This window comes from Arthrobacter sp. 05T45, assembly GCF_056395875.1.
Genome location: NZ_JBFTKI010000008.1, coordinates 90,083 through 105,447 on the forward strand (window position 1 = coordinate 90,083; position 15,365 = coordinate 105,447).

Genomic DNA, 15,365 nt, shown 5'->3' on the forward strand with positions numbered 1-15,365 from the left:
CTGCCGACGTGGTCACTCCGAGAGCGACCGTGTGCCCTCCGGTAAGCCGGTTGACCGCTGGTCCGCAACTTCCCTTGTTAGTCTTCGATCCTAGCCGATGCTCTGTCCAGGCCGCGTGAGCACGGCAGTTCGAAACGGAGCCGGGATCATTTTTTCTTTTTCCCGCCAAACGGGAAGTAGGGGTTGTGGCCGGCCGGCCCCTGGTAGGTGCGGCGGCCCGGCAGGGGAACATCGCCCTTGCCCAAGCCGCCCTGCGCGGTGCTGGGGAGGTCTTCTGCCGGCAGGTAACCGCCCTCCGGGCCCGCGGGACGGCCGTAAGGGAACGAGTCCTCTTCTCTGATGTCGGGACCGGCACGGAACGACTCGGCGTCGAACTCGCCGGAAATTCGCGGAATCAGGCCCGTATCCACCGAGACGGTGGCCCGCTCCGGTGCCCTCCGGACCTCCGCCGCGCCGCCTGCCTGCGGCCCCGTGCCGGGCCCTGCGGCGGTGCTGCGCCGGAGCCGCCCAAGCAGCGGCTGCAGGAGGTCCTGCAGCTCGGTGACCCGGAAGAGCTTCAGCAGCAGGAAATAGGCGGCCAGCATGACGGGACCGACGACGACGATTGTCACCAGGGCGGCGGTCCGGTCGCTCCAGGCGTAGCCGTCCGGGTTGTAGCTGCCCAGCAGCCACAACGCCACAGCTCCGGCGAGGGCGGAACCCAGGGCCGCATACCCCATGCGGATGTAGGAGCTGGCGATGCGGGGCCCGTCGAGGTGGCCCAGGAGCCGGCGCAGGAAGGTCGCGCTGACGATCACGGAAAGGATGTTGCCGGCCGTGTAGAGGATCGCGATGGCGAAGATGATCTGATCGAACGGCAGGAACTGGATCGCGAACGCGGCCGACAGGTTGACCAGCGCCAGGACCAGCTGGATGAAGAACGGCGTCCGTGCGTCCTCATTGGCGTAGAACACCCGCGACATCATGAAGTTGGCGCTCATGAACGGGGTGCTGAGGGCCAGGATCGTGAGGGTTTGGGCCAGCATGACGCCGTCCAGGCGATTGTTGCCGGAGAAGAACATGCCCAGCGGTCCGGCCAGCGCGAAGAGCGCCAGCGCGCCGAAGACGGTTGCCACGGCCATGGTCCGCAGCCCGTGGGAGAGCGCGTTTCGCAGGGCGGCCCGGTCACCGTCCTGGGACGCCCGGGTCATCCGGTTGAACAGCACGGTGGCCAGGGACAGGGCAATGATGGAGTGCGGCAGCAGGTACAGCTGGCTGGCCACCTCCAGCACCGCGTTGCCCGGAATGAAGGCTGCCGCGGGATCCCCGGCCTGCTGGAGGCGGAGCCGTTCCGCGCCCGGGATCGTCGCGATGCGCATGACGTAAAGGAAGGCGAACTGCCCGACGGCGGCTGTCGCCAGGGTCCAGACGCTCAGCTTCGCGGCATGGCCCAGACCGACCCCGCGCCAGCCGAAGCGCGGCCGCAGCCCCAGCCGGAGCCTGAACACGGGGATGAGCAGCACGGCGGTCTGGGTGACGACGCCGATTGTGGAGAACCCGGCGACGAGGATGGTCTGGAACGGGCCCCAGTTGTCGATCGTGTGCGGGTTGGTGGCGTTGGACCCCATGATGCCGATGAACATGCCCAGCCCGGCGATCGCCACGACGTTGTTGATGATTGGCGCCCACATCGCGGGTCCAAAGGCCCCGTGGGCGTTGAGGACCTGGGTCAGCAGGGCGTACAGGCCGTAGAAGAAGATCTGCGGAAGGCACCAGAACGCGAACGACACCGCGAGGGCCTTCTGCTGCGGCGAGTAGCCCTGGGTGGTCAGTTGAATGACTGACGGCGCCAGGAGCGTGACCAGCAGCGTGAGAACGAGCAGCACCAGCACCGCCAGCGTCAGCAGCCGGCTGATGTAGTCCGCTCCCTTGTCCGGCGCCTTGCTGGCTTTGATGATCTGCGGCACCAGAACAGCATTGAACACCCCGCCGGCCACCAGCAGGAAGATCAGGTTGGGAAGGTTGTTGGCGTTGATGAAAGTGTCGTTGACCGTCGAGCCCAGGCCCAGGGCGGCGGCCAGCATCCAGGTCTTGGCGAAGCCCAGGAAACGCGAAACGAGGGTTCCGGCAGCCATGACGGCGCTGGAACGGGCTTCTCCGGATTGGGCAGCTTTGGAATCGGCGGGGCCGGAGGGTACGGGGGCGGGTTTGGCTGATGACATCGTCTTCATCGTCTCACCCGCGCGGGGCATTAGTCGCTATCCGTGGACGTGACCGGCCGCACCGGCGGCCTTCAGCGGTCTTCCGGCAGGACTTCTTTGGCCAGATCCGCGATGCGGCGTTCGTTGGGGAAGGACAGCTTGCGCGCCAGCTCCTGGATCGGAACCCACGCGACGTCCACGGCTTCTTTGTCCGGATCGTTTTCGATGGTGAGTTCCCCGCCGGTGGCCCGCAACAGGTAGTGGTGCACGGTCTTGTGGACGCGGTGCCCGCTCACGGTGAACCAGTAGTCGATGCTTCCCAGCGGTGCCAGGATCCTGCCTTCGATCCCGGTTTCCTCGGCGATCTCGCGGACCGCGGCTTCCTCGTTGCTTTCCTTGCCTTCCGGGTGGCCCTTCGGCAGGCACCACTCGAGACGTCCGCCGCGGTTAAGGCGCGCGATGATCGCTACCCGCAGGTCGGCGTCGGACATGTCCACCACGACGCCGCCGGCGGAGATTTCCTCCACGGTGGGCAGGGAGGCCTGGCCCGTGTGCTGGACAGGCGCGACGTTGGCACCTATTGCCGACGGCAACGGTGCGTTTGTCCTCCTGCCGGGAGCGCTCGGTACGGGATGGGCCATGAGGTCCACTCTAACGACTCTTGCCCGCTGTTGATGACCTAAACATGGCCGGAAAGTAGACGGCCGGGAAAGTCTGCCCGCGCCGGTTCGTGCGCAATCGTGACGAACCCGCCGGATCCTTGCGGGTTCCGGTGTGGTGCTGGCGCGGTTTTCTGACAAGCTTAAGTAACTATGGCGCACGCACATCACAAGACTGACTCCCACACCGTTTCTTTCCAGGTGGATCCGGTGGTTCTGGAGCTCGGGCAGCGCTTCGTGGACGCCGGCCACGAGCTGTCCCTCGTGGGCGGGCCGGTCCGTGACCTTTTTCTTGGCCGGGTCTCGCCCGACCTGGACTTCACCACTGACGCCACTCCGGACCAGACGGTTGCCCTGATCAAGAAATGGGCGGACAACTACTGGGAGATCGGGCGCGCCTTCGGCACCATCGGGATGCGCAAGGACGACTTCCAGATCGAAATCACCACCTACCGGGCCGACGCCTATGATCCGGAGTCCCGCAAGCCGATAGTGGCCTTCGGAACATCCCTGACGGATGACCTGTTGCGGCGGGACTTCACGATCAATGCCATGGCCCTGCGGCTGCCCATGCTGGAGCTCGTCGATCCTTTCGGCGGCGTCCGCGACCTGCACGCCTCGATCCTCAACACGCCCGGGCCGCCGGAAACGTCCTTCTCCGACGACCCCCTGCGCATGATGCGCGCCGCGAGGTTCGCGGCCCAACTGGGGGTGTCGCTGCACGCCGACGTCCGCGAGGCCATGGTCCGGATGGCTGAACGGATCAGCATCATCTCGGCCGAACGCGTGCGCGATGAACTGATCAAGCTCATCTGCGCCGCGCAACCGCGGGCCGGCGTGGACCTGCTCGTCGATACCGGACTTGCGGACCTGGTGCTGCCGGAAGTCTCGGCCCTGCGCCTGGAATCCGATGAACACCACCGCCACAAGGACGTCTACCAGCACTCGCTGCAGGTCCTGGAACAGGCAGCAGCGCTGGAGTCGAAGGCGGACGGCCCGGTTCCCGGCCCGGACTTCGTGTTGCGGTTCGCCGCCCTCATGCACGACGTCGGCAAGCCGGCCACGCGCCGCTTTGAACCGGGCGGCGCAGTGAGCTTCCGCCACCACGACATGGTGGGCGCCAAGCTGACCGCCAAGCGCATGAAGGCGCTGCGCTTCGACAACGACACCATCAAGGCCGTGGCCAGGCTTGTGGAGCTGCACATGCGCTTTTACGGCTACGGTGAGGCCGGCTGGAGCGATTCCGCGGTGCGCCGCTACATCACCGACGCCGGTCCCCTCCTGGAGCGCCTGCACCGGCTCACCCGCTCCGACGTCACCACCCGGAACCAGCGCAAGGCGGACCGGCTGTCCTTCGCCTACGACGACCTCGAGGACAGGATTGCGGCGCTGCGGGAGCAGGAGTCCCTCGACGCCGTCCGCCCGGACCTGGACGGCGGCCGGATTATGGCGCTGCTTGGTCTCAAGCCCGGTCCCGTGGTGGGCCGCGCCTACAAATTCCTGCTGGAAGAACGCATGGAGCACGGCCCGCTCGATCCCGCCGTCGCCGAATCCCGCCTGCGGGACTGGTGGGCGGCACAGCCCGAGGCGGCGCCCGCCGGCGCCGAACTCTCCACCACTGAGGAGTCCTAAGTGATTGCACCATCCAACGGCCCCCGCCCCCAACTGTGGATCCTGCGGCACGGTGAAACAGAGTGGTCCAAGAGCGGGCAATACACCGGTCTCACGGACATGCCCCTCACGGTGGAAGGCGAGCAGCAGGCCGTGGAGGCGCGCAGGGTGCTCGAGACCGTCGACTTCGACCTCGTACTGACCTCACCCCTGCGCCGTGCCCGCCGGACCGCCGAACTCGCCGGCTACCCCGACGCCCAGTTGGAGCCGCTGGCGGTGGAGTGGGACTACGGCGACTATGAGGGCATCAGCTCGGACCTCATCCGCAAGGACAACCCCGAATACCTGATCTGGACGCACGGCGTGCCCAATGGTGAAGCGCTCGACGACGTCGCCGCCCGCGCGGACAAGATCGTGGCCCGGGTGCTCGAATCGGGCCTGGACAATGTGCTGATCGTCGCGCACGGGCATTTCTCCCGCATCCTGACCGCCCGGTGGCTCGGATTGGACCCCCGCGAGGGCCGGCATTTCGTGTTGGGGACCGCCAAAGTCTGCACACTGGGATGGGATAAGAAGACACCGGCAATCGTGCGCTGGGGACTCTAAAACCGGTTTTTAAAACAAAGTTAAAAAAAGTTTATGAATTCGGTAGGCAACTGCCGCATTCGTAGTGTATTTTTATTTCTGACCCCAAGGCGACTTGCCGGGGTCACGGCGCGCGTCGCCCGGCCTGTCAGCCGGAGCCACGGCAGAACAGAAAAGGAGGTTGGGAAAATGATGATTACTTTGACTAGCGGATGGATGTACTCCACCACCGCCAACCCGGCCTCGTTCGCTGACCCGCGCCCAAATGTCGGACTGACTGTTTCCTGACCGCTTTCCCGTCCCAGGCAATGCAGCCTGGGGCCCGCGGCAGTTGGCCTTCCATGACGGAAAGCCCAATGACGGCAGCCTGAACAGGCGGAACCACGCGGTTGCGCAGCCTCCCCATAGTTCGGAACCCAGCTTCTTGTTGGGGTTTCGGCGCTACCGCGTCCAGGGGCCATTCTCCATCGAATAACTTTTTCCTATCCGGAATTCCGGCCTAATTAAGGCCAGGGATTTTCGGGCTAATTGCCACGCCCGGAACCGGTTATTCGAATTCCCTGCATCCAGCGCTCTATTTGTCGCGCCCAAAATACGGCGGCCCGTTCATCCGCCCATTCCTGCTGCCTCCTGTTCGCCCCATTGAACCAAGGCGGCTCAATCCCCACCAACGAAAGGTCCCTGTGACTACCGCAACCACCGCTCCTGCCCACCGCACAGCCCTGCCCGCCACCAGGGCGCGCCGATCGAGTCCCCGAGGGGAGGTAAGAACCATGATGAACAAGCTCTATACGGTCCTGTTCCGAAAGCTGAGCCGCAGGGAGTCGACACGCTTCAACGGCCAACTCCTGGACCAAAGGCGGGACGACACGTTCCTCGCCATGCATCAGGCCGGCCTGATTCGCTGACGCCCGATCTGCTGACGGCCGGACATTTCCGCCACCGGCGCATGGACTAGTCCCGTGCAGGGGCGGAGCCCGTTGCCGGCAGGACTGTCCGCAGCGAAGGAGGACCTGATGACTGACATTGGAACCGATCCCAGGGAGCCCGTGCGTCGCCGCACGGGCTCCCCCTTTTAAGCATCCCTTCGTGGCCAGCCGTTGTGGCGGCTCCGATACGACGTGCCAGCGAAGACCGCGGCGCGGCACGGGTCAATGTCCCCCGGTAAGCTCAAGGTCATGCAGGAGACAAAGCCGCCGGAGCGCAAACGGGTCCGATTGGTCATCCCGAGCCGCAGCGACCCTTTTCTCCGAAACTTCACGGAACTGGTAGGCGGTCCCTTGGGCCACCGCTCGGCGCCCGGGATCGTTTCGCCGGGATTCTTTACGGTGGATCGTGTTCTGGTCATCCTCACTGTCCTCGCCGCCCTGGCCGGGATTCTGCTCAAGAACTTCTGCCGCACCAACGGCTGGGAAACACCCGGGCAGTTCTACGCCACGTGCTACTCGGACTTTCCGGAGCTGTTCCGCAACCGCGGCCTCGGCGATGGCGCCTTCCCCTTCATTACCCCGGGAAGCCTCTTCGAGTACCCCGTGCTGATGGGTTTGATTGCGGGTGCCACCGCACTTCTGGTGCCCGGCGCCGGCACCGACGATCCCCGCGTCCTTGGCTACTTCGACGTCAACGCCACCTTGATCGCCGCCGTCTGGATCATCACCGTGCTGGCCACGGCGCGGACGAACCGCCGGCGGTCCTGGGACGCGGCGATGGTTGCCCTCGCCCCCGGCATTGTCCTGGCGGGCGTCATTAACTGGGACATGTGGGCCGTGTGCATGCTGGCTCTTGGCATGTACTTCTTTGCGCGGAACAAGCTCGTCCTCGCCGGGATCTTCATCGGCCTGGGCACGGCCACCAAGCTCTACCCGCTGTTGATCCTCGGCGCCGTCCTGCTGCTGGCGCTCCGGAGCGGGCGCATCCGGGCGCTGCTGATCACGGCCGGTGCCGCAACCGCGGCCTGGCTGGCGGTCAACGTCCCGGCAGCCGCGGCAAATCCGGACGGCTGGAAGTACTTCTACCAGTTCACGCAGGAGCGGCCGGCGGGCTACAGCTCGCCCTGGTTCGCCTACAACCTGGTGGCCGCCCGGCTGGGCTGGAATCCGCTTGAGGCCGCGGCCATCAACTCCCTGGCACTGGATCTGTTTCTCCTGGCCTGCATCCTGATTGCGGTCCTGGCACTGACGGCACCCCGCCGGCCGAGGATCGCGCAGCTGGCGTTCCTGATCGTGGCCGCGTTCATCCTGACCAACAAGGTGTACTCCCCCCAGTTCGTGTTGTGGCTGATCCCCCTGATCGCCCTTGCCCGGCCCCGCTGGCGTGACTTCGTCATCTGGCAAGCCATCGAAGCGCTGCACTGGGGCGCCATCTGGATGTACCTCGGGCAGGCAACCAGCGGCGGCTCGACCCAGCACAACATCGACATGCCCTACTACGTCCTGGCCGTGGTTGCCCACATGCTCGCCACCGCGTACCTGATGGCCCGTGTCGCCTGGGACATCTGGGATCCGTCCAGCGACGTGATCCGCCGCCACCGCATCGATGATCCGCATGGCGGCCCCTTCGACGGTGCACCGGACTGGCTGCGGATTGATCTGCGCCGCCCCGCGGCGTCCCTGGTGCCGTGGCGGAAGCGTGCCGTGGCGGAAAGCCACAGCGCATGACTGACGTCGCCGTCGTCGGTTCCGGCCCCAACGGGCTGGCCGCGGCGGTGACCATGGCGCGGGCCGGACTCAAAGTCCACGTGTTCGAGGCAGCCGCCACACCCGGCGGCGGACTGCGCACCGCCGAACTGATGGAACCGGGCCACTTCCACGACGTCTGTTCGGCCGTGCACCCCATGGTTCTGGCCTCACCCTTTTTCCGCCGGTTCGAGCTGTCCAGGCGCGTGCCCCTGGAGGTGCCCGAGCTCTCGTACGGATCCCCGCTCGACGGCGGCCGCGCGGCGCTGGCCTACCGTTCCCTGGACCGCACCGTTGCGGAACTCGGGAGGGACGGCGCCGCCTACCGCCAGCTCATGGAGCCCCTCGTGCGGCGGGTGGAGGGCGTCGCGGACCTCACCCTGAACCAGCTGCTGCGGATTCCGGCAGATCCCCTGGCCGCCGCCGCGTTCGGCCTCCGGGCGCTCGAACAAGGCTCGCCGCTGTGGAATGCGAGGTTCAGCCAGGACCTGGCTCCCGCACTGCTGAGCGGCGTCGCTGCGCATGCCGTGGCGCCGCTGCCCTCGATCACCGCCGCCGGCGCCGGGCTGATGCTGGGCGCCCTGGGCCATGCCGGCGGCTGGCCGGTTCCGCGCGGCGGATCGGCCGCGATTGCCCGGGCGCTGACCGCTGACATCGAGGCCCATGGCGGGGTGGTCGAGACCGGCAGGCGGATCACATCGCTCGCGGAGCTGCCGCCGGCCCGGGCCACGCTGCTGGATGTGGCACCCCCCGCGCTGCTGCACCTGGCGGAGGGCCGGCTCCCGTCGCGCTATAAGAGCGCCCTGGCGTCCTTCCGCTTCGGGAACGCTTCCTGCAAGGTCGATTTCATCCTCTCCGGACCGGTGCCGTGGGCGGCGGACGGCCTCGCCGATGCCGGGACGGTGCACGTGGGCGGCACCCGGGCGGAAACCGCCGAAGCGGAACGCCTGGTCGCCTCGGGACGGCATCCGGACCGGCCCTACGTGCTGGTATCCCAGCCCTCGCGTTTTGATGCCGGCCGCGCGCCGGCCGGCCGGCACATCCTGTGGACCTATTGCCACGTTCCGGCCGGTTCCACTGTGGACATGAGCGATGCGGTCATGGCGCAACTGGAGCGCTTCGCGCCCGGGTTCCGGGATGTGGTGGTGCAGTTCAAGGTGACCACGGCCGCAGGGCTGGCGGCGTACGACGAGAACTTCGTCGGTGGGGACTTCGGCGCAGGCCGCATGGACCTTTGGGGCATGTTGCGGCGGCCGGTGCTGAGCCCGGTGCCCTGGCGGACGCCGCTGCCAGGGGTGTACTTGTGCTCGTCGTCGACCCCGCCCGGTCCCGGCGTCACCGGGATGCCCGGCTTCCACGCCGCCCGGCATGCCCTCAAGGACATGTTCGGTCTCGGCGTCCCGGACCTCGGATACCGGGTCCCCTAGCCGCTAGCCCCGACGCGGCGCCGCAGCGGCCGCCGTCGCCGCCCTGGCGGACAGCCGTCCGTCGCGCATGCTCGCGACGGCGTCGGTGAGCGGCACGTAATCGGTGTCGTGGGTGACCATGACCGTTGCCACGCTGAACTCGTCGGTGACCTGCCGCAGCAACCGGATGATCGCTTCGCTGCGCTGGTGGTCAAGGGCTGCCGTCGGCTCGTCCACCAGCAGCACGGCAGGGTTGCCCATGAGTGCCCGGGCAATGTTGACGCGCTGGCGCTGGCCGCCGGAGAGCTGGTGCGGCCGCTTCGCCAGGGCATGCCCGAGACCGACAAGGTCCAGCAGAGCCGCGGCACGTTCCCCGGCCGCCCGCGCCGTCCCGCCGCGCAGGCGCTGGGTGATCACGAGCTGCTCCACCGCGGTGAGGGAGGGCAGGAGGTTGGGCTGCTGGAAGATGATGCCGATCTTGTCTCGCCGCAGTGCGGTGCGGCCGGAGTCGGGCAATCCGCCGGCGTCCTCGCCGTCGACCACCACCAGGCCGGCGGTGGGCCGGACCAGGGTGGCGGCGACGGCCAGCAGGGACGACTTGCCGGACCCCGAGGGGCCGATCAGGGACACGAATTCGCCTGCGCTCACCTTGAGGCTCACGGAATCCAGGGCCTTAAGGGTGCCGTCTCCGTCCGCGTACTCCAGGGTGACGTTGACGAGGTTCAGGGCGGTGTTGTTCAGGGTTGAGTTCACGAGATATGCCTTTCTAGGAATATATGAGGCGGGCCGGGGCTGCTCAGTTGCCGCCGAGGGCGATGAGCGGATCGACGCGGGCCACGCTGCGGACCGCGAGGGCTGCCCCAGCCAGGCCCAGGAGCACGATTCCGGCGACGGGCAGCAGCGTTGTCCAAGGCGTGAGGAGGAACGGTGCCGCCTGCGACGCGAGGACTCCACCGGCCACACCGGCCAGCCCGCCGGCCACCGCGCCGGCCAGCAGGACCAGGGCCGCCTGCGCCATGGCGTCCCGGAGGATGTAGCGGGCGGACCCGCCCAGTGCCTTCAGAACGGCGATGTCCCGGGTGCGCTGGACCGTCCAGACCGTCAGGAAGGCAACAATCACGAGGGCTGAGATGCCGTAAAGGAAGGCCTGCATGAGCAGCAGCGAGCCGTTCTCGCTCTTGTACGAGCCGAGGGCCTGGAAAGACCCTTCGATCGTGGTGCTGACGGTTCCCGCGGCGGTATTGGCGGCACCGAGATCCACCCCTGTACCGGACGTGGAGTCGAATGTCACGGCCAGCACCGTCGCGGCGTCCGCGTCTTGGATATGGGCCAGCTTCTGCCAGTCGGCCAGCGTGGTCCACACGACGCCGGTGTGGGAATACCACTGCTCCGGCACGACCGCCGTCACCACGAGGTCGGCGCCGCCCACCGAGGCGTGGCTGCCGATGCTGAGCTCCAGGTCCTCCGCCAGTCCAGCTCCGACGGCGATGGTTCCCTCTGCCAGCGGGGCGGGAGCCAGGCCTGCGCCGGGCTCGGTGCCGAAGACCGCAACGCTTGCCGTGCGTGCCGGCACGCCTCCGGCGCCGAGTGCCTGGAAGCGGCTCTGGCTGATCCCAACGGCGTCGGCGCGGGCGACGCCGTCGCGCGCCGACCACAGGCCCTGTTGGGCGCGCGTGACCTCGGATTCGGTAAACGAGGCCTTGGGTTCGCTCCCGGCCGGGGCGCCGAAGACCAGCTGGTCGGCCGGGAGGGCGGCGAGGGCCGACGTCGACTGGTTTCCGAGGCCGGCCGTCAGTCCGGAAAGCATGACGAGCAGGAGGGTAATGAGGGCGACGACCGCACCCATCAGGGCGAACCGTCCCTTGGCAAAGCGGATATCGCGGATGGCGAGATACATGGTGTCCTTCGTGGTGTCGTTTGAGGCGCTTGTGGCGTTTCTTCCAGCCTTCCCTCCGCCGGACTCCGGGGCATCGGCCGCCCGGTTGGACCGCCGGCACCGGTCGGACGGCCCTGCGATCAACCAAAAGGTTGATTCCGCCGGGGGCGGGCCGTTTTCCGCAGGAGCCCCGCCGCACCGGCACTACGCTGGAAGCATGGAGGGCGACGCCGGCAACACGGTCCACAACGGCACAGGACCCAAGGGCGCTGGGCATGCCGGCGCACCGGCGCCGGGCACGGAGCCCACCGGGGCGGCCGTCATTCTGCGCGTCCTTCGCGTGAGCCTGCACGTCGGCTTTGCGGTGCTGCTCTTGGTGGCGCTGCTCCGGCTCCTGGCCGGTGGCATCACGGGCCAGGAGTGGATCACCTTGTTGCTGGCCGTGCTGCTCGCCGCGTTCTACCTCGCGGGCACGGTGCTGGAGAAACGGCACGCCGCCCGCCGGTCCCGGTTCGATCCGCGGCCCTACTCGGCCTGGTGGCTGGGCGGCGTCTGCCTCCTCTGGCTACTGCTGGTCTGGGCCAGTGCCGACTTCGTCTGGCTGGCCTTCCCGCTGTTCTTCCTGCAGTTGCACGTGCTCCGGCGCCGGCTGGCGCTGCCGGCGATCGCACTGAGCACAGTGTTTGTCATTGCGGCGCTCTGGTTCCACAACGGCGGTACCGCGTCTCCCGATCTGGCCAGTGCGGATCCGGCCAGCGTGGGGCTGCAGCTGCCCATGGTGCTCGGGCCCGTTTTCGGCGCAGCCTTCGCTGTGGTCACCGGGCTGGCCTACCGGGCACTGTTCCTGGAAGCGGAAAACCAGCGGCTGGCGGCCGAAGAGCTCCGCCGCACCCGTGCCGAACTCGCCCGGACCCAGCACAATGCCGGCACCCTGGCCGAGCGGACCCGGCTGGCCCGCGAAATCCATGACACCCTCGCCCAGGGCTTGTCCAGCATTGTGCTGATGGGGCGCGCGGCCGAGAAGGCCCTGGACGACGGCGAACCCGCCGTGGCACGGGACAGGCTCCGCATTGTCCGGGACACGGCCGCCGCCAACCTGGCAGAGGCCCGCAACTTCGTCCGGGCCCTGCAGTCCCCCGATCTTGAGGACGGCTCCCTCGTGGCCGGACTTCTCCGGCTGTGCGAAACGACCGAAGCGGAGACCGCGGCGCGGGGTGCCCGGCTGCGTTGCCGCCTCGACGTCGAAGGCGTGCCGTTGGAACTCCCCGGCGCCCACCAGACGGTCCTGCTCCGGGCCGCGCAGGCGAGCCTGGCCAACGTGCGGGCGCATGCGCAGGCGGGCACCGCCGTCGTCACCCTTTCCTTCCTCGGCCCGGACGTGGCCATGGACATCTACGACGACGGCGCCGGATTCGACCCCTTGGCCTTGCCGGCCCGTCCGGACGGGTCCGGCTATGGTCTGACGTCGCTGCGGGACCGCGTGGCCGCCCTCCACGGGCAGCTGGACATCGAGTCTGCCCCGGGTGAGGGAACCGTGGTGGCCATCCGGCTGCCACTGGGCCAAGCACCCGGTTCCAACGCCGCGCCGGCGCCGGCCCGCGGGGACCGGAAATGAACAACATCCGGGTGTTCCTGGTGGACGACCACCCGGTGGTCCGGGCCGGTCTGCGGGCAATGCTGGGTGATCTGGAGGACATCACAGTGGTGGCCGAGGCCGCCGACGGCGCCGCCGCGCTGGCCGGACTGGCCAGGCTCCACACCCTGGGCGAGCCCGCGGACGTGGTGCTCATGGACCTGCAGATGGGCGCGGGCATGGACGGCGTCACCGCGACCGGCCGGATCAAGGCAGGAGAGGCCGGCGAGCCGGCGCCGCCAGTGCTCATCCTGACCACCTATGACTCCGACGCCGACATCCTGGCCGCCGTCGAGGCCGGCGCCAGCGGCTACATGCTCAAGGATGCCCCGCCCGAGCAGATCCGCCAGGCGGTGCTCTCTGCCGCGGCGGGCGGCACCGCGCTGGCCCCCGAGGTCGCGGCCCGGCTGATGGGCCGGATCAGGAATCCGGAGCCCGCCCTGTCCGCCCGCGAGGTCCAGCTGCTCGGATTGCTGGCCACCGGGATGGGAAACCGGGCGATCGCGAAGCAGCTGTTCATTTCCGAGGCCACGGTCAAGACGCACCTGGTGCACATCTACGGCAAACTCGGCGTGGACAACCGCACCGCCGCGATCGCCGTGGCAGCGCAGCGCAGGATCATCCGGCGGCCCTAGGCGTCCCCGGCGGGCAGGTGACGGTGTTATGTGACAACAGAATTGTCGGTGGCCCGGGGCATAATGGGCGCCATGGGGAACTCATCAAAACTTGCACTGGCCCTTGTGGGCCTTGTTCTTGGCGGCTCGCTGGTCGCCTGCGGCGACGGCCGTGAGGGCGCCGAAAGCGCTGCCAAACAGCTCGCCTCCGCGGTGTCCGCGCTCGACGTCGGATCCGTCGCCTTTGAGGGCAAGGACTCCGGTGCCGCCAACGACCAGCTCAAGGAAATATTCAAGGGGCTTGACCCGGCCCGGCCTGCAGTGGACAGCGGCCAACTGACGCTGGAGTCCGATAAGGCCACGGTCCCGCTCAACTACCGCTGGAAGATCGGCTCCGAAGAGTGGAAGTACACCACCTTCGCCGAATTCAAGAAGTCCGGCGACAAATGGCTGACGGTCTGGAACCCGGCCACCCTGGTCCCCGAACTGGCCGAAGGCGAGCTCGTCGGCTCGGCAACCCATTCGCCGTCGCGCGCCGACATCCTGGGCGCCGGCGGGGTCCCGCTGGTCACGTACCGGCCCGTGGTCAATGTTGGCATCGACAAGCCGGCGCTCGGCGGTGCAGACGCCGCCGATTCCGCCACCAAGCTTGCCCAACTGGTGGGGGTCGACCCTGCGGCGTACGGCCAGCAGGTCGCGGCGGCCGGCCCCGAGGCGTTCGTTGCCGCCATCACTTTGCGTGAAGAAGGACGGACCATCACCGACGCTCAGATCGGTGAGATTCCCGGCGCCCGTGCCATCCGCGACTCCCTTCCGCTGGCACCAAACCGCACCTTCGCCCGCGCCCTGCTGGGCACGGCAGCGGAGGCGAATGCAGAACAGATCGAAAAATCGAACGGCGCACTCAAAGCAGGGGACACCACGGGCACCGGTGGCCTGCAACAGCAATACGACGCGCAGCTTCGCGGCAGCGACGGCATTCAGGTCTTCGCCGAGAAGGCAGGCCTCACCGCCGCAGAGAAGCAGGCTCTGCCCAACGCGGGACGCCGCGTACTTTTTCAGACTGAGATAAAAGAAGGCACCCCGCTGAAAACCACCCTGGACCCGAAGCTGCAGCAGCTTGCGGAAGACGTCCTCGGCAAGGTCGGCCCGGCGTCGGCGATTGTGGCGCTCCGGCCCTCCAGCGGCGCCGTCCTGGCGGCCGCCTCCGGGCCGGGCAGCAACGGCTACGACACCGCGATGCTGGGACAGTATGCCCCCGGATCGATCTTCAAGATGGTCGATTCCCTGGCCATGTTCCGCAACGGCATGACGCCCGACTCCAAGGTGAACTGCCCGCCCACCCTCACGGTGGACGGCCGCACCTTCAAGAACGCCGAGGGATACCCTGAGTCCTCCCTGGGGTCCGTGACGCTGCGCGACGCCTTTGCGCACTCCTGCAACACCGCGTTCATCAACGCCCGCGACACCGTCACCCAGGCACAGCTCGAATCCGCCGCGACCTCCCTGGGCGTGGCAGTTGAAGCACCTGCGCTCGGCGCGGCCGCATTCCTCGGCTCCGTCCCCGGGGATGCCGAAGGAACCGAACATGCCGCCTCCATGATCGGCCAGGGCAAAGTGCTCCTGTCCCCCCTGGCCGCCGCCGTCATGGCCGGCTCGGTTGCCAAGGGAGCCCCGGTGGCCGCCCAGCTGGTATTGAATCCGAACGAGGGCGACAGTCCCCCAGATGCCCAGGGCGCCGCCCCCACAGGAACGGCTACAGCCGGCACGTCGCCGGCTGCCCCGGCCTCCGGTGACGCGACGCCGACGGCCCCAGCACCGGCCACGGCCGTCGAAAAGCCGGTAACTGCAGCGGAAGCCGCGGCACTGGCTGACATGATGCGGGCCGTCGTCACCAGCGGTCATGCCGGGTTCCTGGCCTCCGTCCCGGGCGAGCCCGTCGGGGCCAAGACCGGAACGGCCGAGTTCGGCAACGACACCCCGCCCAAGACGCACGCCTGGATCGTGGCCGTGCACGGTGACCTCGCCGTCGCCGTGTTCGTCGAGGACGGCGGACTCGGGGCCACCACGTCCGGGCCGCTGCTCAAGGAGTTCCTGACCCGGGCCGGCTGAGCGGACGCTTTCCC

12 protein-coding genes are annotated in these 15,365 nt (G+C 68.0%); 8 read left to right on the forward strand and 4 right to left on the reverse strand.

Annotation, left to right across the window (positions count from 1 at the left end; genetic code table 11):
* Window positions 1–146: 146 nt before the first annotated feature.
* Window positions 147–2,210, reverse strand: coding sequence for a murein biosynthesis integral membrane protein MurJ (murJ, locus tag AC1DGD_RS10665; RefSeq protein WP_476856794.1), 2,064 nt, complete (start codon window positions 2,208–2,210; stop codon window positions 147–149).
* Between the two features lie 62 nt (window positions 2,211–2,272).
* Window positions 2,273–2,821, reverse strand: coding sequence for an NUDIX hydrolase (locus AC1DGD_RS10670; protein ID WP_223914878.1), 549 nt, complete (start codon window positions 2,819–2,821; stop codon window positions 2,273–2,275).
* Window positions 2,822–2,992: 171 nt separating this feature from the next.
* Between AC1DGD_RS10670 and AC1DGD_RS10675 the strand changes: the two genes are divergently transcribed.
* The 5 genes from AC1DGD_RS10675 to AC1DGD_RS10695 all read left to right on the forward strand — a co-directional run bounded on the left by AC1DGD_RS10675 (window position 2,993) and on the right by AC1DGD_RS10695 (window position 9,137).
* The gene (locus AC1DGD_RS10675) at window positions 2,993–4,471 is read left to right on the forward strand and encodes a CCA tRNA nucleotidyltransferase (protein WP_223914879.1); all 1,479 of its coding nucleotides are present in this window, start codon (window positions 2,993–2,995) and stop codon (window positions 4,469–4,471) included.
* Entirely contained in the window at window positions 4,472–5,056 is a 585-nt protein-coding gene (locus AC1DGD_RS10680; RefSeq protein WP_028277661.1) for a histidine phosphatase family protein, read from the forward strand. It begins immediately after the preceding gene.
* Window positions 5,057–5,808: 752 nt separating this feature from the next.
* The gene (locus tag AC1DGD_RS10685) at window positions 5,809–5,943 is read left to right on the forward strand and encodes a hypothetical protein (RefSeq protein ID WP_263407439.1); all 135 of its coding nucleotides are present in this window, start codon (window positions 5,809–5,811) and stop codon (window positions 5,941–5,943) included.
* Window positions 5,944–6,213: 270 nt separating this feature from the next.
* The gene (locus AC1DGD_RS10690; RefSeq protein WP_476850699.1) at window positions 6,214–7,692 is read left to right on the forward strand and encodes a glycosyltransferase family 87 protein; all 1,479 of its coding nucleotides are present in this window, start codon (window positions 6,214–6,216) and stop codon (window positions 7,690–7,692) included.
* Window positions 7,689–9,137, forward strand: coding sequence for a phytoene desaturase family protein (locus tag AC1DGD_RS10695; protein ID WP_476856765.1), 1,449 nt, complete (start codon window positions 7,689–7,691; stop codon window positions 9,135–9,137). Before AC1DGD_RS10690 ends, AC1DGD_RS10695 begins: the two co-directional genes overlap by 4 nt.
* A gap of 3 nt (window positions 9,138–9,140) precedes the next feature.
* Here the strand turns inward: AC1DGD_RS10695 and AC1DGD_RS10700 are convergent, their stop codons facing one another.
* Together AC1DGD_RS10700 and AC1DGD_RS10705 are read right to left on the reverse strand one after the other, a co-directional pair.
* Window positions 9,141–9,869: an ABC transporter ATP-binding protein gene (locus AC1DGD_RS10700; RefSeq protein ID WP_476856766.1), complete on the reverse strand. Its 729-nt coding sequence runs from the start codon at window positions 9,867–9,869 to the stop codon at window positions 9,141–9,143.
* A 43-nt stretch (window positions 9,870–9,912) separates the two neighbouring features.
* A complete protein-coding gene (locus AC1DGD_RS10705; protein WP_476856767.1) occupies window positions 9,913–11,013 on the reverse strand; it encodes an FtsX-like permease family protein in 1,101 nt (366 codons plus the stop codon).
* 196 nt (window positions 11,014–11,209) lie between these two features.
* Between AC1DGD_RS10705 and AC1DGD_RS10710 the strand changes: the two genes are divergently transcribed.
* From AC1DGD_RS10710 to AC1DGD_RS10720, 3 genes are all read left to right on the forward strand, one after another.
* Window positions 11,210–12,607 carry a sensor histidine kinase gene (locus AC1DGD_RS10710; RefSeq protein ID WP_476850696.1) on the forward strand — a complete coding sequence of 466 codons (1,398 nt, stop codon included), beginning with the start codon at window positions 11,210–11,212 and terminating at the stop codon, window positions 12,605–12,607.
* Complete coding sequence (locus tag AC1DGD_RS10715; protein ID WP_476856768.1) at window positions 12,604–13,260, forward strand: response regulator; 657 nt, start codon at window positions 12,604–12,606, stop codon at window positions 13,258–13,260. The genes AC1DGD_RS10710 and AC1DGD_RS10715 overlap by 4 nt, the downstream gene beginning before the upstream one ends.
* A 72-nt stretch (window positions 13,261–13,332) precedes the next feature.
* The gene (locus tag AC1DGD_RS10720) at window positions 13,333–15,351 is read left to right on the forward strand and encodes a penicillin-binding transpeptidase domain-containing protein (RefSeq protein ID WP_476856769.1); all 2,019 of its coding nucleotides are present in this window, start codon (window positions 13,333–13,335) and stop codon (window positions 15,349–15,351) included.
* Window positions 15,352–15,365: the final 14 nt, after the last annotated feature.